14 protein-coding genes are annotated in these 13,756 nt (G+C 64.3%); 9 read left to right on the top strand and 5 right to left on the bottom strand.

Going from position 1 to position 13,756, the window contains the following annotated elements:
• Positions 1 to 157 precede the first annotated feature (157 nt).
• From ACZYYX_RS20330 to ACZYYX_RS20320, 3 genes are read left to right on the top strand one after another with little or no spacing between them, the layout of a single operon-like run.
• Positions 158 to 1,156 carry an acyl-CoA dehydrogenase family protein gene (locus ACZYYX_RS20330; protein ID WP_463816524.1) on the top strand — a complete coding sequence of 333 codons (999 nt, stop codon included), beginning with the start codon at positions 158 to 160 and terminating at the stop codon, positions 1,154 to 1,156.
• A complete protein-coding gene (locus ACZYYX_RS20325) occupies positions 1,156 to 2,337 on the top strand; it encodes an acyl-CoA dehydrogenase family protein (RefSeq protein ID WP_463816393.1) in 1,182 nt (393 codons plus the stop codon). The genes ACZYYX_RS20330 and ACZYYX_RS20325 overlap by 1 nt, the downstream gene beginning before the upstream one ends.
• A gap of 17 nt (positions 2,338 to 2,354) precedes the next feature.
• Complete coding sequence (locus ACZYYX_RS20320) at positions 2,355 to 3,131, top strand: SDR family NAD(P)-dependent oxidoreductase (RefSeq protein ID WP_463816392.1); 777 nt, start codon at positions 2,355 to 2,357, stop codon at positions 3,129 to 3,131.
• 72 nt (positions 3,132 to 3,203) lie between these two features.
• On the opposite strand, the gene ACZYYX_RS20315 is transcribed toward ACZYYX_RS20320, so the two are convergent.
• Positions 3,204 to 3,761: a TetR/AcrR family transcriptional regulator gene (locus tag ACZYYX_RS20315; RefSeq protein ID WP_463816391.1), complete on the bottom strand. Its 558-nt coding sequence runs from the start codon at positions 3,759 to 3,761 to the stop codon at positions 3,204 to 3,206.
• A 223-nt stretch (positions 3,762 to 3,984) separates the two neighbouring features.
• Between ACZYYX_RS20315 and ACZYYX_RS20310 the strand changes: the two genes are divergently transcribed.
• Entirely contained in the window at positions 3,985 to 5,298 is a 1,314-nt protein-coding gene (locus ACZYYX_RS20310) for a cytochrome P450 (RefSeq protein ID WP_463816390.1), read from the top strand.
• 110 nt (positions 5,299 to 5,408) lie between these two features.
• Positions 5,409 to 5,579, top strand: coding sequence for a hypothetical protein (locus tag ACZYYX_RS20305; protein ID WP_463816389.1), 171 nt, complete (start codon positions 5,409 to 5,411; stop codon positions 5,577 to 5,579).
• 42 nt (positions 5,580 to 5,621) lie between these two features.
• Here ACZYYX_RS20305 and ACZYYX_RS20300 read toward each other — a convergent pair whose 3' ends face one another.
• Genes ACZYYX_RS20300 through ACZYYX_RS20285 form a run of 4 tightly spaced genes read right to left on the bottom strand, consistent with a single transcriptional unit; the run spans position 5,622 to position 8,830 of the window.
• Positions 5,622 to 6,989, bottom strand: a complete 1,368-nt coding sequence (locus ACZYYX_RS20300) for a cytochrome P450 (RefSeq protein ID WP_463816388.1) — start codon at positions 6,987 to 6,989, stop codon at positions 5,622 to 5,624.
• Positions 6,990 to 7,020: 31 nt separating this feature from the next.
• Positions 7,021 to 7,212 (bottom strand): ferredoxin, encoded by a 192-nt coding sequence (locus ACZYYX_RS20295; protein WP_463816387.1) that lies wholly within the window; start codon positions 7,210 to 7,212, stop codon positions 7,021 to 7,023.
• Positions 7,213 to 7,231: 19 nt separating this feature from the next.
• On the bottom strand, positions 7,232 to 8,092 hold the full coding sequence (locus ACZYYX_RS20290) for a mycofactocin-coupled SDR family oxidoreductase (protein ID WP_463816386.1): 861 nt from the start codon (positions 8,090 to 8,092) through the stop codon (positions 7,232 to 7,234).
• Between the two features lie 36 nt (positions 8,093 to 8,128).
• The gene (locus tag ACZYYX_RS20285) at positions 8,129 to 8,830 is read right to left on the bottom strand and encodes an SDR family NAD(P)-dependent oxidoreductase (RefSeq protein ID WP_463816385.1); all 702 of its coding nucleotides are present in this window, start codon (positions 8,828 to 8,830) and stop codon (positions 8,129 to 8,131) included.
• A gap of 238 nt (positions 8,831 to 9,068) precedes the next feature.
• Between ACZYYX_RS20285 and ACZYYX_RS20280 the strand changes: the two genes are divergently transcribed.
• The 4 genes from ACZYYX_RS20280 to ACZYYX_RS20265 all read left to right on the top strand — a co-directional run bounded on the left by ACZYYX_RS20280 (position 9,069) and on the right by ACZYYX_RS20265 (position 13,746).
• A complete protein-coding gene (locus tag ACZYYX_RS20280) occupies positions 9,069 to 10,574 on the top strand; it encodes an aldehyde dehydrogenase family protein (protein WP_463816384.1) in 1,506 nt (501 codons plus the stop codon).
• Positions 10,571 to 11,779 carry a CaiB/BaiF CoA transferase family protein gene (locus ACZYYX_RS20275; protein WP_463816383.1) on the top strand — a complete coding sequence of 403 codons (1,209 nt, stop codon included), beginning with the start codon at positions 10,571 to 10,573 and terminating at the stop codon, positions 11,777 to 11,779. Before ACZYYX_RS20280 ends, ACZYYX_RS20275 begins: the two co-directional genes overlap by 4 nt.
• A gap of 292 nt (positions 11,780 to 12,071) precedes the next feature.
• The gene (locus ACZYYX_RS20270; protein WP_463816382.1) at positions 12,072 to 12,881 is read left to right on the top strand and encodes an MlaE family ABC transporter permease; all 810 of its coding nucleotides are present in this window, start codon (positions 12,072 to 12,074) and stop codon (positions 12,879 to 12,881) included.
• A gap of 7 nt (positions 12,882 to 12,888) precedes the next feature.
• A complete protein-coding gene (locus tag ACZYYX_RS20265; protein WP_463816381.1) occupies positions 12,889 to 13,746 on the top strand; it encodes an MlaE family ABC transporter permease in 858 nt (285 codons plus the stop codon).
• Positions 13,747 to 13,756 lie beyond the last annotated feature (10 nt).

The raw sequence follows: 13,756 nt of genomic DNA, 5'->3' as shown, positions 1-13,756 counted from the left end.
CTCGTCCGCTCGTGGTCGCCATGAGCGCGGGTGATGTCGTCGGACCCATCGGCTTCCCGCAGCTCGAAGATGACCGTCGATGGCAGTCGAAGAGAATCAGTAATCCATGAATGAGAATGTTATTCTCGCCAAGGACCATCACCACGGGAGGCGCGGCATGCTGTTGGAATTGGACTCTGATCAGCGACTCTGGCAGGAGACGGTCCGTGACGCGGTGAGCAAACAGTGCCCGGCCACCCTGGTGCGTGAGGTGGCTGAGTCGGATGCTGACTCGACGCCGCTGTGGACGACCTACGTCAGCGCCGGGTGGACCGAGCTCGCCGATTCCGAGAATGCCGTCGAATTGGCGATTCTGCTCGAGGAACTCGGCCGGGCGACCGACCCGACTCCTTTCCTCGCGACGCTGACGCAGTTCGCGCCGTTGGTCGGCGATCGCTTCGATCCTCAGCGCCCAGGGGCTGCGTTGCTCGAGGGCATCAGTGCTCACCGCGACGCCGACGGGTGGATTCTGTCCGGGACGAGCCGCCACGTCCTCGAAGCAGACCGGGCGCACCGATTCGCGGTGGTGACCGCCGCCGGGGTGTTCGTGATCGATGCCGATGATCCGGCCGTCCTCACTCGCCGCGCTGCCGTCTTCGACCCGGTCCTGCACGTCGGCGAGGTGAGCCTCCTCGGCATGCACGTGCCCGACAGCGACCGACTCGCCGTCGATGCCGAGCGCGCGCACCACGTCGCTTTGACGGGAATGGCCATCACCATGGTGGGAGCCTGTCAACGGGTGCTCGATCTGGCGCTGGACCACGTCAAGAATCGCCATCAGTTCGGGGTACCGATCGGGTCTTTTCAGGCGGTGCAGCACAAAGCAGCCGACATGCACGTCGCAATCGAGCGGGCCCGCGCACTGTCGTACTTCGCGGCGCTGACGATCGCCGCCGACGATCCCCGCCGGCGGCTGGCCGCGGCCATGGCCAAGGCATCGGCGGGGGAGTGTCAGTCGCTCGTGTTCCGCCACGGCTTACAGCTGTTCGGCGCCATGGGATTCACCTGGGAGAACGATCTGCAATTCGCTCTCAAACGCGCCAAAGCCGGCGAGCACATGCTCGGCGGCGCGGCCGCGCATCGAGCCGTCATCGCCGCAGAGTACGGAACCTGCTGATGCAGTTGACCTTTGACTCAGACGTCGAGGACTTCCGTGCGGAGTTCGTAGCCTTCCTCGATGAGAACCTGCCCACCTCGGCAGAGACTCTCGAGCGGCCCCGCTCGGTGTCGCACCTTCCCCAGTGGGCGCGGGACTGGCAGCGGTTGTTGTTCGACAACGGCTGGTTGCTGCCTGCGCAACCGCCGGAATTCGGTGGTCGCAACGCCTCGGTGCTGCAGACGTACGTGCACCTCGAAGAGCTCTGCCGCCGCCGGATCTACCACAGCTTCAACCCCCAGGGCGTGAACATCGTTGCGGCATCGCTGCTGACGTTCGGCAGCGAAGAGCAGAAGCACGAGTGGGCCGTGCCCGTGCTACGTGGCGACAAAACCGCGTCACTGGGCATGAGCGAGCCCAGCGCCGGCTCCGATCTCGCCTCGCTGCGGACCCGCGCGATCCGCGACGGTGACGCGTTCGTCGTCAACGGCCAGAAGGTATGGACATCCGGTGCGCACGACGCAGACTTCCTGCTGACCTTCGTGCGCACCGACCCCGACGCGCCGAAGCACAAGGGCATCAGCGCGCTGCTCATCCCGACCGATCTCGAGGGTGTCGTCCGTCGGCCGTTCGCCGATCTGTGCGGCCAGCAGAACGACGACTTCAACGAGGTGTTCTTCACCGATGTTCGGGTGCCTGCCGAGAACCTGGTCGGCCCGATCAACGGTGGTTGGGGCGTCGTCAACGGATCCCTGGGCCACGAGCGCACGATGATGTGGCTCGGTTTCGCCGACCGGATCGACAACATGATCAACGACTTCTCCCCGAGTTCGGAACTCGAGCGCGATCAGTTCGCGACCATCGTCATGGATTATCAGGCGCTGCGCGCGATGGGTTCGATCTCCCTGGCTCGCGCCGCACGCGGCGAGGTCGACGTCGCCTCGGTGTCAGTGCTCAAGCTCTTCGGCTCCGAGGCGGAGATGAACGCGTCTGCCAACATCTTGACCGCCATCGGGCCCGAGGGTCTGACCCACCCGTCCACGTCGGGCGCGTATGCGCCCATGAATCTCGACCACTACTTCGCGAGTTGGTTCGAACGCTTCGCGCGCAGCTTCTCGGGAACGATCGCTGGCGGCACCTCGGAGATTCAGCGCAACATCATCGCCCAACAGGTACTGGGGCTGCCCCGACCGCCCCGCTGATCCCGAGGGGGTTCCGGATGACGCTGGAGATCGATCTCACCGGTCTGCGGGTCCTGATCACCGGAGCCGGACAGGGCATCGGCCGCGGTTTGGCGCTGGCGTTCGCGGCTGCCGGCGCCGAGGTGCTGGTCAACGATCTGCGCGCGGAACGCGCCGACGACGTCGTCGAGGCTTCCTGTGCTGCAGGGGGATTCGCACATGCGTCCGTGTTCGACGTGACCGACTACGGTGCCGTCACCGACGCGATCGCGGCGGCCGGAGCTGTGGACGTCTTGGTCAACAACGCCGGCAACGCGGGCGCCGACGACTTCCTCACCGGACGAAGCTTCGCAGCGACCGAACCGGCAGACTGGGAGCCATTTCTGCGGGTGAATCTCTACGGTGTCTTGCACTGCACCCGCGCTGTGCTGCCTGCAATGGTCGACCGCAACAGGGGCCGCATCATCACGATCGTGTCCGATGCCGGTCGAACGGGCGATCCCACGTCGGCTGCGTACGCGACAGCGAAGGCCGGGGCTGCGGGGTTCACGCGCTCGATCGCGGCGGAGATGGGCCGATACGGGATCACCGCGAACAACATCGCACTGGGAACCATGCGGACACCGCTGACCGAAGCGCTGTGGAGCCAGCCGAAAACCCCACAGCACGAGGCGATCCTGCGCAACTACGTCATCCGGCGCCCCGGCACCGCGGACGACGTCACCCGCCTCGCCGCGTTGCTCGCGAGCGAGCACGGCTCGTGGATCACCGGACAGACAATTCCGGTCAACGGAGGCTTCTCCTTCGCACTGTGATCTCCGACGTCGATCGACGCCGACGGCCGTGTGGCCCGCAATCAGCCTGCAGCCTGACATGCTGTGGGAGCGTCATTTGCGAAGCCCCGACGTCACTGACGGCGCGGCAAACCGTGTCACCAGTTCGTACTCGGTCTGCTTGTCCTTCACCGGCCAGTACCAGAGGGCGAAGGTGATCCGGATCAGCCATTGCGCAGCGAGGGGATCGTCACGCCCGATGATCTCTTCGGCGATCTTGGCCACGAGCGGTGACGCCGTGACGTGGCCGATGTCGTGGTCTGGACTGATGTCGCCCATGATCAGTTTTCCCAGCGGCTCGGTCCGCATGCACTGCAGTCCGACGACGATGGCCGTGGCGACGCGCTCGGTTCCCTCGGTCCCCGCGATGGCTTCGCGCACTCGGTGGGTGACGCGCTGGGACAACATGGAGATGAGGCGTTCGAGAATCGCGGCTTTTCCGCCTGCTTGCCGGTAGATGGTCGCGGGCGAACAGTTCAGCCGGGCAGCCAACGCATCGATGGTGAATGCTTGGAAACCATTGCGAGAAACTATTTCTGATGCTTCGAGCAGGATTCGATCCAGCGCCACCGCGCTTCGATCCGCGCCGAGGACCCAATCCCTGCGTGCCATGGTCTTCAGCATTCCCGTCGCGGTGGTGAAAGACAACGAATCCGCTTTCGCACCGCGAGACAGATCGCTTCGAATGTCTCACTCGTGTGTGCAGCTAGGAGGATCTCGCCTCGAGCGTCGACTCATCGCCCTGATGCCGGGCATGTCAACTTCAGCTCCTGGCATTGACCACTTCGATGTGCGCGCCGAATCTGGACACAACTGCGACAGGGAGTGAGTGTTCATGCCGAACCCGCTGATGAAAGCTACTGACGGCGCGACCGCGGTGCTGTCACCACTCATCGCTGCGGGGCAGTTGAATGTGGCAGCGGCAATCCGCACGCGCAGACGCGGTTATGGCGGTTGGACCGGGGCCATCAACACCGACTACGACCCATTGGATCCGAGCGTTGCAGCACATCCCCACGCTGCATACGACGCCCTGCACCGCGGCGGGCGTGTCCACTACAACCCGAAGCGGGCGACCTTCATACTGCACCGACTCGACGACGTCCGCGCAGCCCTGCGCGATACGGACCGGGTGACCAGTAGCCACGGGGTGACCCGAGCACGGATGGTCGCCGACTTGGTCGTGGTCACCGACGGTGATCGACACAGCCGTCTCCGCAAGCAGGTGCAGCCGGCGTTCACCAAAGGTGCACTTGATCGTTGGCGCAGCATCATCGACACGCTCGCCGCAGAACTGGTCGACGAGATGGTCGCGGCGAACGGCGGTGACGCGGTGCAGCAGTTGACCGTGCCTCTCCCGCTTCGGGTCATCGCCGCGATACTCGGGGTCCCTGACACTGACATCGCGGACTTTCGTCGTTGGTCAGAAGACTGCACCCAGATGATCAACGTCAGTCCAACGCCGAGAGGCATGGTGAACACGGCGCGTTCTCTTCGCGCCGCAGCAGCATTGCGTCGCTATTTCTTGCGACATCTCAAAGACGGACACCTCAAGGGGTCGAACACCGTGCTCGGTCGTCTGCTCGCCCACAGCAGCGACGGCGAACTTACGGACAACCAGTTGTTCTACATCGCCATCCTGCTGCTGATCGCCGGAAACGAGACCACGACAAATCTTCTCGGCGGGATGCTTCACACCTACGCTCGACACCCCGACCAATACGACATGATTCGAGCCAATCCAGAGCTCATTCCGCAGGCCATCGAGGAACACCTGCGCTACAGCAGTCCCATCCAGAATCTCTACCGCTATACCCGCGACGACTATCAGGTCGGTGAGGTCACCATTCCCACTGGTTCGCGCATATTGATGTCATTCGGGGCCGCCAACCGCGACCCACTGGCCTTCGATGACCCCAACACCTTCCGCGCCGATCGAAACCCACGCAGCCATCTGGGCTTTGGCTATGGTCCCCACCTGTGCCTCGGTGCACCACTTGCGCGCATGGAGGCCCAAGCCGTTCTCCGCGAGCTGGTCGGCCGCGTCTCGCGAATCTCGCTCACCGGCCCGACGACGTGGTCCACCAACAGCTCCCTACGCGGCCCGACACACTTACCCGTGGTTCTCCATGACGGGGCAGTTATTTGATCTCCTTGCGCACACGATCCGGACGGTGGTCACAGATCGGCGGGTCAGCTCTGGTCCTGTCCGGTGTTGCCCATGTGCTGTGTCCACGTGCTTTCGAATCAGTCAATCGAATGGCCTTCGCAGACAACATCCGTGCCCACGTTCTCGTCAACGGCAGCATCGAAACCGTGCTGGGCTTGGCGGTGCTGCACCCCGGTACCCGGCGCCCCGGGCTCGCTGCGACGGCTGCGTACCTCACTTATTTCAACGTCGCCCTGCTGTATCGGAGGCTTGCCGGCTGACTGCGATGCAACTGATGGCAATCGGACGCGCAGATCGAGACGTCACCAATCGATGACGACGGCGTCCTTGTGCTCGGTGATCGGTCGTGCGGGCAATTGCTCGTCGCACACTCGCTGCAACCTCGCCAGGGTCTCGTCGAGGCCGGGCCCGAGCCGCGTGCCGGGGGTGAATGTGGCGGGTAGGTGCTTCATACCCTGGATGACGCCGATGCTCTCGTAATGTTCTGTGCCCGCCGGATCACAGACATAATCCGGCATGCGGTCGAGGACCGCCGTCAGCATCGACTTGAACACCGTGCGGGCCACGTTGGATCCGACGCACCGGTGCACACCGATGCCAAAGCTGAAGTGACGGTTGCCCTTCCGATCCAGAATGACCTTGCCCGGTTCGTCGAAAACCGATGGGTCGCGGTTGGCCATGGCCCACGACAGCCACAACCGCTCGCCCTCTTTGAACTGCTGGCCCACGACCTCGATGTCCTCGGCGAACGTCCGTCCGTCCCCGGGGGCGGGAGTGAAGAAGCGCAGGAATTCCTCGGTGGCCGGGTGCAGCAGCGTGTCACGCTCGCGGCTGAGTCGGTCGCGCTCGCCGGGATTCTCCGACAGCCACTCCAGCGCATGGGCGGTGAGAGCCGTGGTGGTGTCGAACCCGCCGCCGATGACCAGCCCCAGGTTGCCCAGGATCTCCAGATCCGGTGCGGGCTCGCCGTCGATCCGCAGTTGCAGTAGCGCGTTCACCAGACCGGGGCGGGGATTCTCGCGGATCTCCATCATCGTGGTGATCATGTCGATGCCCATTTGTCTGCTCATCTCCGCGACGCGAGGCGCGTCGGGTGAGTGCTCGGGCGTGGAGACCGACAGATGGGCGGGCTCACTGTAAACGGGCCACTTGTCGAGCTGTATGCCCATCATGGCGAGAGTGAGGACCGCGGGCACGATGTTCGCCAGATCGTCGACGAAGTCGATGCGGCCGGTCTCGATCTTCTCGTCGATCGCCGCGCGGGTGATCTCGTCGACGAAGGGCGCCCACCGCTTCACTGCGGCAGGCGACAGGTACGGGTTCAGTGCACCTCGATAGATACTGTGGTCGGGCTCGTCCATCTCGAGGATGCCGCCGCGAACGACAGTGGCTCGCTGCGCCCTCGGAATCGTGATGCCCTGGTAGCCCCGCCGTTCACCGTGCAGGTCGTGGTCGTTGGAGATCGCGGGACAGCGAGCCAGCTCGAAGACCTCGTTACTGCCGGCCGCCACCCAATGCCCGTCGTACATGTCGGTCCACGCCACCGGACACTTCGCATGCATCTCTTCGGTGATCTGCTGGAACTGCTCCCGATACTCCGGTGCGTGCCGGTCGAAACGGAACGTGTTCTTCTTGCGGTGCTCGTCGCCCACGACGTCGTCGATACTCACGGCGGTGTCTCCTATTGTGTTGGGCTAGAGGTCATTCGAGGATGATCGCCTGCTCGGGACACGAGTGGGCGGCTTCTCTGACCTGATCTTCCCGGTCGGCGGGAACGATGTCGGTCACGGGTGATGCATGACCGTCCACGTCGTCGAGCTGGAACGAGTCGGGTGCGATCATCGAACACAGGGTGTGGCCCTGGCAGCGTTGTCCGTCAACTGAAACTCTCACGTCGACAACCTCTTTCGATTCAGATGTGGTAGTCGTACCACTTGAGATAGCCCCCGCCGTCAACGCGCATCTGCATACCGGTCACGTACCGCGACTCCTCGGAGGCGAGGAACAAGACCATGTTGCTGATGTCTGACGCTTCGACGTAGGGGATATTCATGGCCTGCTGCACTCTGAACGCGGGCTCGGCGTCCGCGCGGCTGGGCTTGTCCAGGTCGGGTCGGAAGGACCGGTACATCGGCGCACTCTGCAGCATGTCGGTGTTGCAGTTGGTCGGATGGACGACGTTGGCCCGGATTCCGCGCGGAGCGAGGTGGGTGGCGAGATCGTAGACATAGCCGGACAGCGCACGCTTGGAGGTCATGTACGCCACTCCGCCGAGATCGGCTCCGGGATTGTCCACCTTGGCCACGTCCATGAGGGCGGCGGTCGACCCGGTGGCGATGATCGAGGCGCCTTCGCCGAGATGGGGGAGGGCCACCTGGATCGCGTTGATGGTGCCGACCAAGTTGGTGTTGATGACGTCGCACCAGGCGTCGATCTGCGGCTCACCCTTCATCCCCGCGACGCCGGCCTGGGCGACCACGACGTCGAGCTTGCCGAATTCTGCGAGGCCCCGGTCGAGTGCGCTCTTGAGCTCGGTGACCTGTCGCACGTCAGCCTTGACCGCGATGATGCGTCGGCCCGTCTTCTCGACGTAGTTGACCGTTTCCTCCAGATCTTCCGCGGTGGCCAGTGGATAACCGATGGAGGCGATGTCTTCGCACAAATCGACGGCGATGATGTCGGCGCCCTCTTCGGCCAGTCGGATCGCGTGACTACGGCCCTGCCCGCGCGCCGCACCCGTAATGAATGCGACCTTGCCGTCAACCCGTCCCATGCGTGTCCTCTCGTGTCCGTGATCGATGCCCTCGGGTCAGGTGTTTCTGCCGCCGTTGACACCCAAGATCTGTCCTGTCACGTAGTCGGCTTCTTCCGAGACGAAGAAGGAGCACGCGGCCGCGATGTCCTCGGGCCGTCCGATGCGGCGCACCGGCGTGCGCTCGATGTTCTCGTCGATGTCGCCCAGGAACCCGCGACTCGCGGCCTTCCGCAGCATCGGGGTGTCGATGAAGCCGGGAGGAACGGCATTGACCGTGATCCCGGCCGGCCCGTACTCGAGCGCCAAGCTCTTGGTGAGCCCGTTGACCGCCGATTTGGCCGATACATAGTGCGACATGTACGGCGTTCCCGAGTGGGTGCTCGACGAGGAGATGTTCACGATGCGACCCCAGCCTGCCTCTATCATGTCGGGCAGCACGGCCTGAATGCAGTGGAAGACACCGTGGAGGTTGACGTTCACCACCCGCTGCCAGGTGTCGAAGTCGATGTCGAGGAAACGCTTGAAACCGTCGAGGCCTGCGGCATTGACCAGAACGGTGACCGGCCCCAAGTCGGAGTGGATGGCGTCGAGCGCGGTGTCGATCGCCGCGCGGTCGGTGACGTCGGCGACGTAGGAGAATTTCTCGTCCGACGGCGTCAGGTCGAGAGTCGCCACGTGATAGCCATCAGAACGTAACCGATCGGCGATCGCCCGGCCGATGCCCGATGCGCCCCCGGTGACGACGGCGTTCCTCACTGCATGGCCTCCCGATGACGTCGCACTACCCAAGAATCCTACTTCCGAATGCGAGAACCGTACTCTCAACTGCTGTTGACACGCAACCAATGCGTCCCTGAGAGATCTTTGCGACAGAACGACGACATCAGTGCAGGACGTCGCGACAAGGGCATATGCCGATATTTGTGTTCCCACAGGCTGAATGTATGATTTGCCGCAAGTGAGAATGGAATTTACATCACACTTGAGGAGCAGGATGGGGCAGTCACCCGCGGTCACCACAGGAGAGCGGTCCGAGACGCATCCCGAAGCACCCGATCGACGCATGCTGATCGACGGCCATCTCGTCGAAGCGCAACGTTCGTTCGCCTCGATCAACCCGGCGACCGGCGAGGTCGTCGGTCACGCACCGGACGGGACGGTCTCCGACGCGGATGCGGCTGTGACCGCGGCCCGCAGGGCCTTCGATGAGGGGCGGTGGGCGACCGACGTCGAGCTGCGGATGCGTTGCCTGGATCAGTTCCATCGGGCGCTGATCGAGCATCGCGACGAGCTGGCCGCGTTGACCATTGCCGAAGTGGGCGCCACCCCCGCGCTGCTCGCGGGCGCTCAGCTCGATCAGCCGATCGAGATCGTGCGCTACTACGCGGACCTGCTCGAGACGATCCCGCTGACCGAAGATCTCGGCAACATCGAAAGCCGTGGGATGCAGCACCACCGCTGGGTGGAGAAGGAGGCCGGCGGTGTGGTGGCAGCCATCGTGGCCTACAACTACCCCAATCAGCTGGCGCTCGCGAAGCTAGCACCGTCGCTGGCCGCGGGCTGCACCGTCGTGCTCAAGGGGGCGCCCGACACGCCGCTCGTCACCCTGGCCCTCGGCGAGATCATCGCCAACCACACCGACATCCCTGCCGGGGTGGTCAATGTCTTGAGCTCGTCGGACCCGGAGGTCGGTGCCGCACTGGTGGCCAGCCCTGAGGTGGACATCGTCACGTTCACCGGTTCCACTCCCACCGGTCGGGCGATCATGGCGGCCGCCAGCACCACTCTCAAAAGAGTGTTTCTCGAACTCGGTGGAAAGTCGGCGGCCATCGTGCTCGACGACGCCGACTTCGCGACCGCTGCAATGTTCGCGGCCTTCAGCATGGTCACCCACGCAGGCCAGGGTTGCGCACTGACCTCACGGCTCCTGGTGCCCCGGGCACACCACGACGAGATCGTGGAAATGGTCAAGACCAACTTCGCCCATGTCCGCTACGGCGACCCGCACAACCCGAAGACCTACATGGGTCCTCTGATCAGCGAGCGCCAGCGAGACAAAGTCGACGGCATGGTCCAGCGCGCAGTGGCCGCGGGTGCAACTCTGGTTGTCGGCGGAGAGAAGAAGGATCCCGGCTTCTTCTACACCCCCACCCTGCTCACCAACGTGGACGCAGACGCCGAGATCGCACAGGAAGAGGTCTTCGGACCGGTGCTCGTCGTCATCGCTTACGACGACGACGACGACGCGGTCCGGATCGCGAACAACTCCATATACGGTCTGTCCGGCGCGGTGTTCGGAAGCGAGGAGCGCGCGGTGGCGATGGCCCGTCGTATCCGAACGGGCACATTCTCGATCAACGGCGGCAACTACTTCAGTCCCGACGCTCCCTTCGGTGGCTACAAACAGTCGGGCATCGGTCGAGAAATGGGTCTGGCCGGCCTCGAGGAGTTCCAGGAGCGCAAGACCTTCGCCACTGTCGTCCCGGATTCTGCGTCGTGAGCCTGCCACTGGCGGGGATTCGCGTCCTGGAAGTCGCGATGTACGGGTTCGTGCCGTCGGCGGGAGCGGTCCTCGCAGAGTGGGGTGCCGATGTGATCAAGGTCGAGCACGCGGTCACCGGCGACCCGCAGCGCGGCCTTCGCCAGACCGGATCACTTCGCGTCGAGGGCGACCCCAATCCCAACATCGAACACGCCAACCGTGGCAAGCGCAGTATCGGTCTCGACGCCTCGACGCCGGAGGGCCGCGAGGTTCTCCTCGAACTCGCCAGTCACGCAGACGTCTTCTTGACCAGCTTCCTGCCCGGCCACCGGGAGAAGTTCGGCATCGACGTCGACGACATCCGCGCGGTGAATCCCCAGGTGATCTACGCCAGAGGAAGCGCCCTCGGCCCCCGCGGCCTGGAAGCCACCAAGGGCGGCTACGACATGACCGCGTTCTGGTGCCGCGCCGGAACTGCAGCCACCATCACGCCCCCGGGTGTCGAAGGCATGATCGCTCCTCCCGGCCCCGCATACGGCGACACCATCTCCGGCACCAATCTGGCCGGAGGTATCGCCGCCGCGTTGCTCAAGCGTGAACGCACGGGGGAGCCGTCGACGGTCGACGTGTCTCTGCTGGGAAGCGGGCTGTGGGCCATGGGCCACACCATCGCGTTGACGTCGCACCTCGGCCAGCGCCTCATCGCCCCGACGCCTGGCGTGCACGGGTCACCGGTCAACCCTCTCGCCGGCGTTTATGCGACGAAAGACGACCGCTACATCTCTCTGCTGATGATGCAGCCCATCAAGTTCTGGGCGGACGTCTGCCGGCACATCGATCGCGACGACCTGATCGACGACCCGCGGTTCTCCACCGCTGAGTCCATCGCGCAGAACACTGCCGCCGCCGTGGAAATCCTCCGGAGCGTCATCGCCACCCGAACCCTGCCCGAGTGGAGTGAGCGCTTCGCCACGCTGGCGGGACCGTGGGCGCCCGTTCAGGACACGTTGCAGGCCGCCGCCGACGCTCAGGTCCTCGCGAACGAATACATCGTGCGGGCAGGTGATCTCGACCTCGTCGCGAACCCGGTTCAGTTCGACGTCGCCGCGCCGCGAACCCAACCCGCGCCGGGTTTCGCCGCTCAGACCGACGAGATCCTGATGGAGTTGGGCATGGACTGGGACCGCATCATCGAGCTGAAGACCGCCGGCGCGGTCACCTAGGCGCGGAAGGCGACATGTTCGAAGCGTCACATCGAAGCGGACGACATCGTCCGGCAGTTCAGAGATGCCACGATGTCGCCCCATCGATTGAGGCGCCTTCATTTCCGATGGCATCGTCACCAGTCAGTGCGAACTACTTCGCCGAAGGCGCCCCCAGCAAAGGCCCTCGTGTGCCACAGTGCGTGAAGCCGGTTCGACCGCCCGAGGCAGCGCGGTTCCCGCTTGTGACGAAATGTGCTGTGGCACTGGATATTGACGCCCACGGTGTTCGACAGGAAAGGACCTGAAACCCATGGCGGTCAAGGGGCCCGAACGTTGGTCGACGGGTATCTCGCTGCCGAAGAGTTTGCGGTCGCCGATGGGGGCCGTGGGCGGCCTGTTCTCCATGGGTCTCGATGCGATGCGCTTCGTGTTCGTGCGGCCCTTCCAGACACGGGAGTTCCTGGAACAGTGTTGGTTCGTGGCGCGGGTGTCACTGTTGCCGACGCTCCTGGTGGCCATTCCGTTCACCGTGCTGGTGAGCTTCATTCTCAACATCCTGCTGCGCGAGCTGGGCGCGGCCGACCTGTCCGGAGCCGGCGCGGCGTTCGGCGCGGTCACCCAGGTCGGTCCGCTCGTCACCGTGCTGATCGTGGCCGGAGCGGGGGCCACGGCCATGTGCGCAGACCTCGGTTCGCGAACGATTCGCGAGGAAATCGATGCCATGGAGGTATTGGGCATCAACCCCGTTCAGCGGCTTGTGACTCCACGCATGCTGGCCTCGGGACTGATCGCGTTCCTGTTGAACAGCCTCGTGGTCATCATCGGGATCCTCGGCGGCTACTTCTTCTCGGTGTTCGTCCAAGACGTCAATCCCGGCGCATTCGCCGCGGGTATCACCCTGCTCACCGGTGTACCCGAGGTCATCATCTCGTGTGTGAAGGCGGCGTTGTTCGGGCTCTTTGCCGGCCTGATCGCCTGCTACCGAGGACTGACCATCACCGGTGGCGGAGCCAAGGCCGTCGGTAACGCCGTCAACGAGACCGTCGTCTTCGCCTTCATGGCGTTGTTCGTCATCAATGTGGTGGTCACCGCCATCGGCATCCAGCTGACGGCGAGGTAGGCGAGCCATGGGCACGTTGCAGGTGGTGCGCAGCCGGTTCCCGCGGCTGGTGTCCACGGCGAACCGTCCGATCAGCAGGCTGGGTCGGCTCGGTGACCAGACCATGTTCTTCGGCAAGGCCCTTGCCGGAACGCCGCACGCGGCAGCGCACTTTCGCACAGAGGTCGTGCGCCTCATCGCCGAGATCTCGATGGGCGCCGGCGTGCTGGCAATGATCGGCGGCACACTGGTCATCGTCGGCTTCCTCACCCTGGCCACCGGCGGCACTCTGGCCGTACAGGGCTACTCGTCGCTGGGCAACATCGGCATCGAGGCACTGACCGGATTCCTGGCCGCCTTCATCAACGTCCGCATCGCCGCCCCGGTGGTGGCCGGCATCGGTCTGGCAGCCACCTTCGGTGCCGGCGTCACCGCACAGCTGGGAGCGATGCGCATCAACGAGGAGATCGACGCCCTGGAAACCATGGGCATCCCCTCCGTCGAATACCTGGTGTCCACTCGCATCGTGGCGGGGATGCTCGCCATCACTCCGCTGTACGCAGTCGCGGTGATCCTGTCCTTCCTCGCATCCAGATTCACCACCGTTGTGCTCTTCGGACAGTCCGGAGGTTTGTACGACCACTACTTCGAGACTTTCCTCAACCCGGTCGATCTGATGTGGTCCTTTTTACAGGCCCTGCTCATGGCGCTGTCGATCCTGCTCGTGCACACCTACTACGGATACTTCGCCAGCGGTGGGCCATCGGGGGTGGGGGTGGCCGTCGGCAATGCCGTGCGCACGTCGCTGATCATCGTCGTGTCGGTCACCCTGCTGATCTCGCTTGCCGTGTACGGCTCCAACGGCCACTTCAACCTGTCGGGATAGGGGGATATCG

It is taken from the genome of Mycobacterium sp. IDUB_1 (assembly GCF_055419625.1).
This window is presented reverse-complemented; position numbering and strand designations above follow the sequence as displayed.

Bases quoted from the DNA above. Each gene is read 5' to 3' on its own strand.
- ACZYYX_RS20305 (WP_463816389.1), top strand. From the start codon at position 5,409: ATGGCCTTCGCAGACAACATCCGTGCCCACGTTCTCGTCAACGGCAGC.
- ACZYYX_RS20320 (WP_463816392.1), top strand. From the start codon at position 2,355: ATGACGCTGGAGATCGATCTCACCGGTCTGCGGGTCCTGATCACCGGA.
- ACZYYX_RS20265 (WP_463816381.1), top strand. From the start codon at position 12,889: ATGGGCACGTTGCAGGTGGTGCGCAGCCGGTTCCCGCGGCTGGTGTCC.
- ACZYYX_RS20310 (WP_463816390.1), top strand. From the start codon at position 3,985: ATGCCGAACCCGCTGATGAAAGCTACTGACGGCGCGACCGCGGTGCTG.
- ACZYYX_RS20315 (WP_463816391.1), bottom strand. From the start codon at position 3,761: ATGGCACGCAGGGATTGGGTCCTCGGCGCGGATCGAAGCGCGGTGGCG.
- ACZYYX_RS20325 (WP_463816393.1), top strand. From the start codon at position 1,156: ATGCAGTTGACCTTTGACTCAGACGTCGAGGACTTCCGTGCGGAGTTC.
- ACZYYX_RS20270 (WP_463816382.1), top strand. From the start codon at position 12,072: ATGGCGGTCAAGGGGCCCGAACGTTGGTCGACGGGTATCTCGCTGCCG.
- ACZYYX_RS20290 (WP_463816386.1), bottom strand. From the start codon at position 8,092: ATGGGACGGGTTGACGGCAAGGTCGCATTCATTACGGGTGCGGCGCGC.
- ACZYYX_RS20280 (WP_463816384.1), top strand. From the start codon at position 9,069: ATGGGGCAGTCACCCGCGGTCACCACAGGAGAGCGGTCCGAGACGCAT.
- ACZYYX_RS20330 (WP_463816524.1), top strand. From the start codon at position 158: ATGCTGTTGGAATTGGACTCTGATCAGCGACTCTGGCAGGAGACGGTC.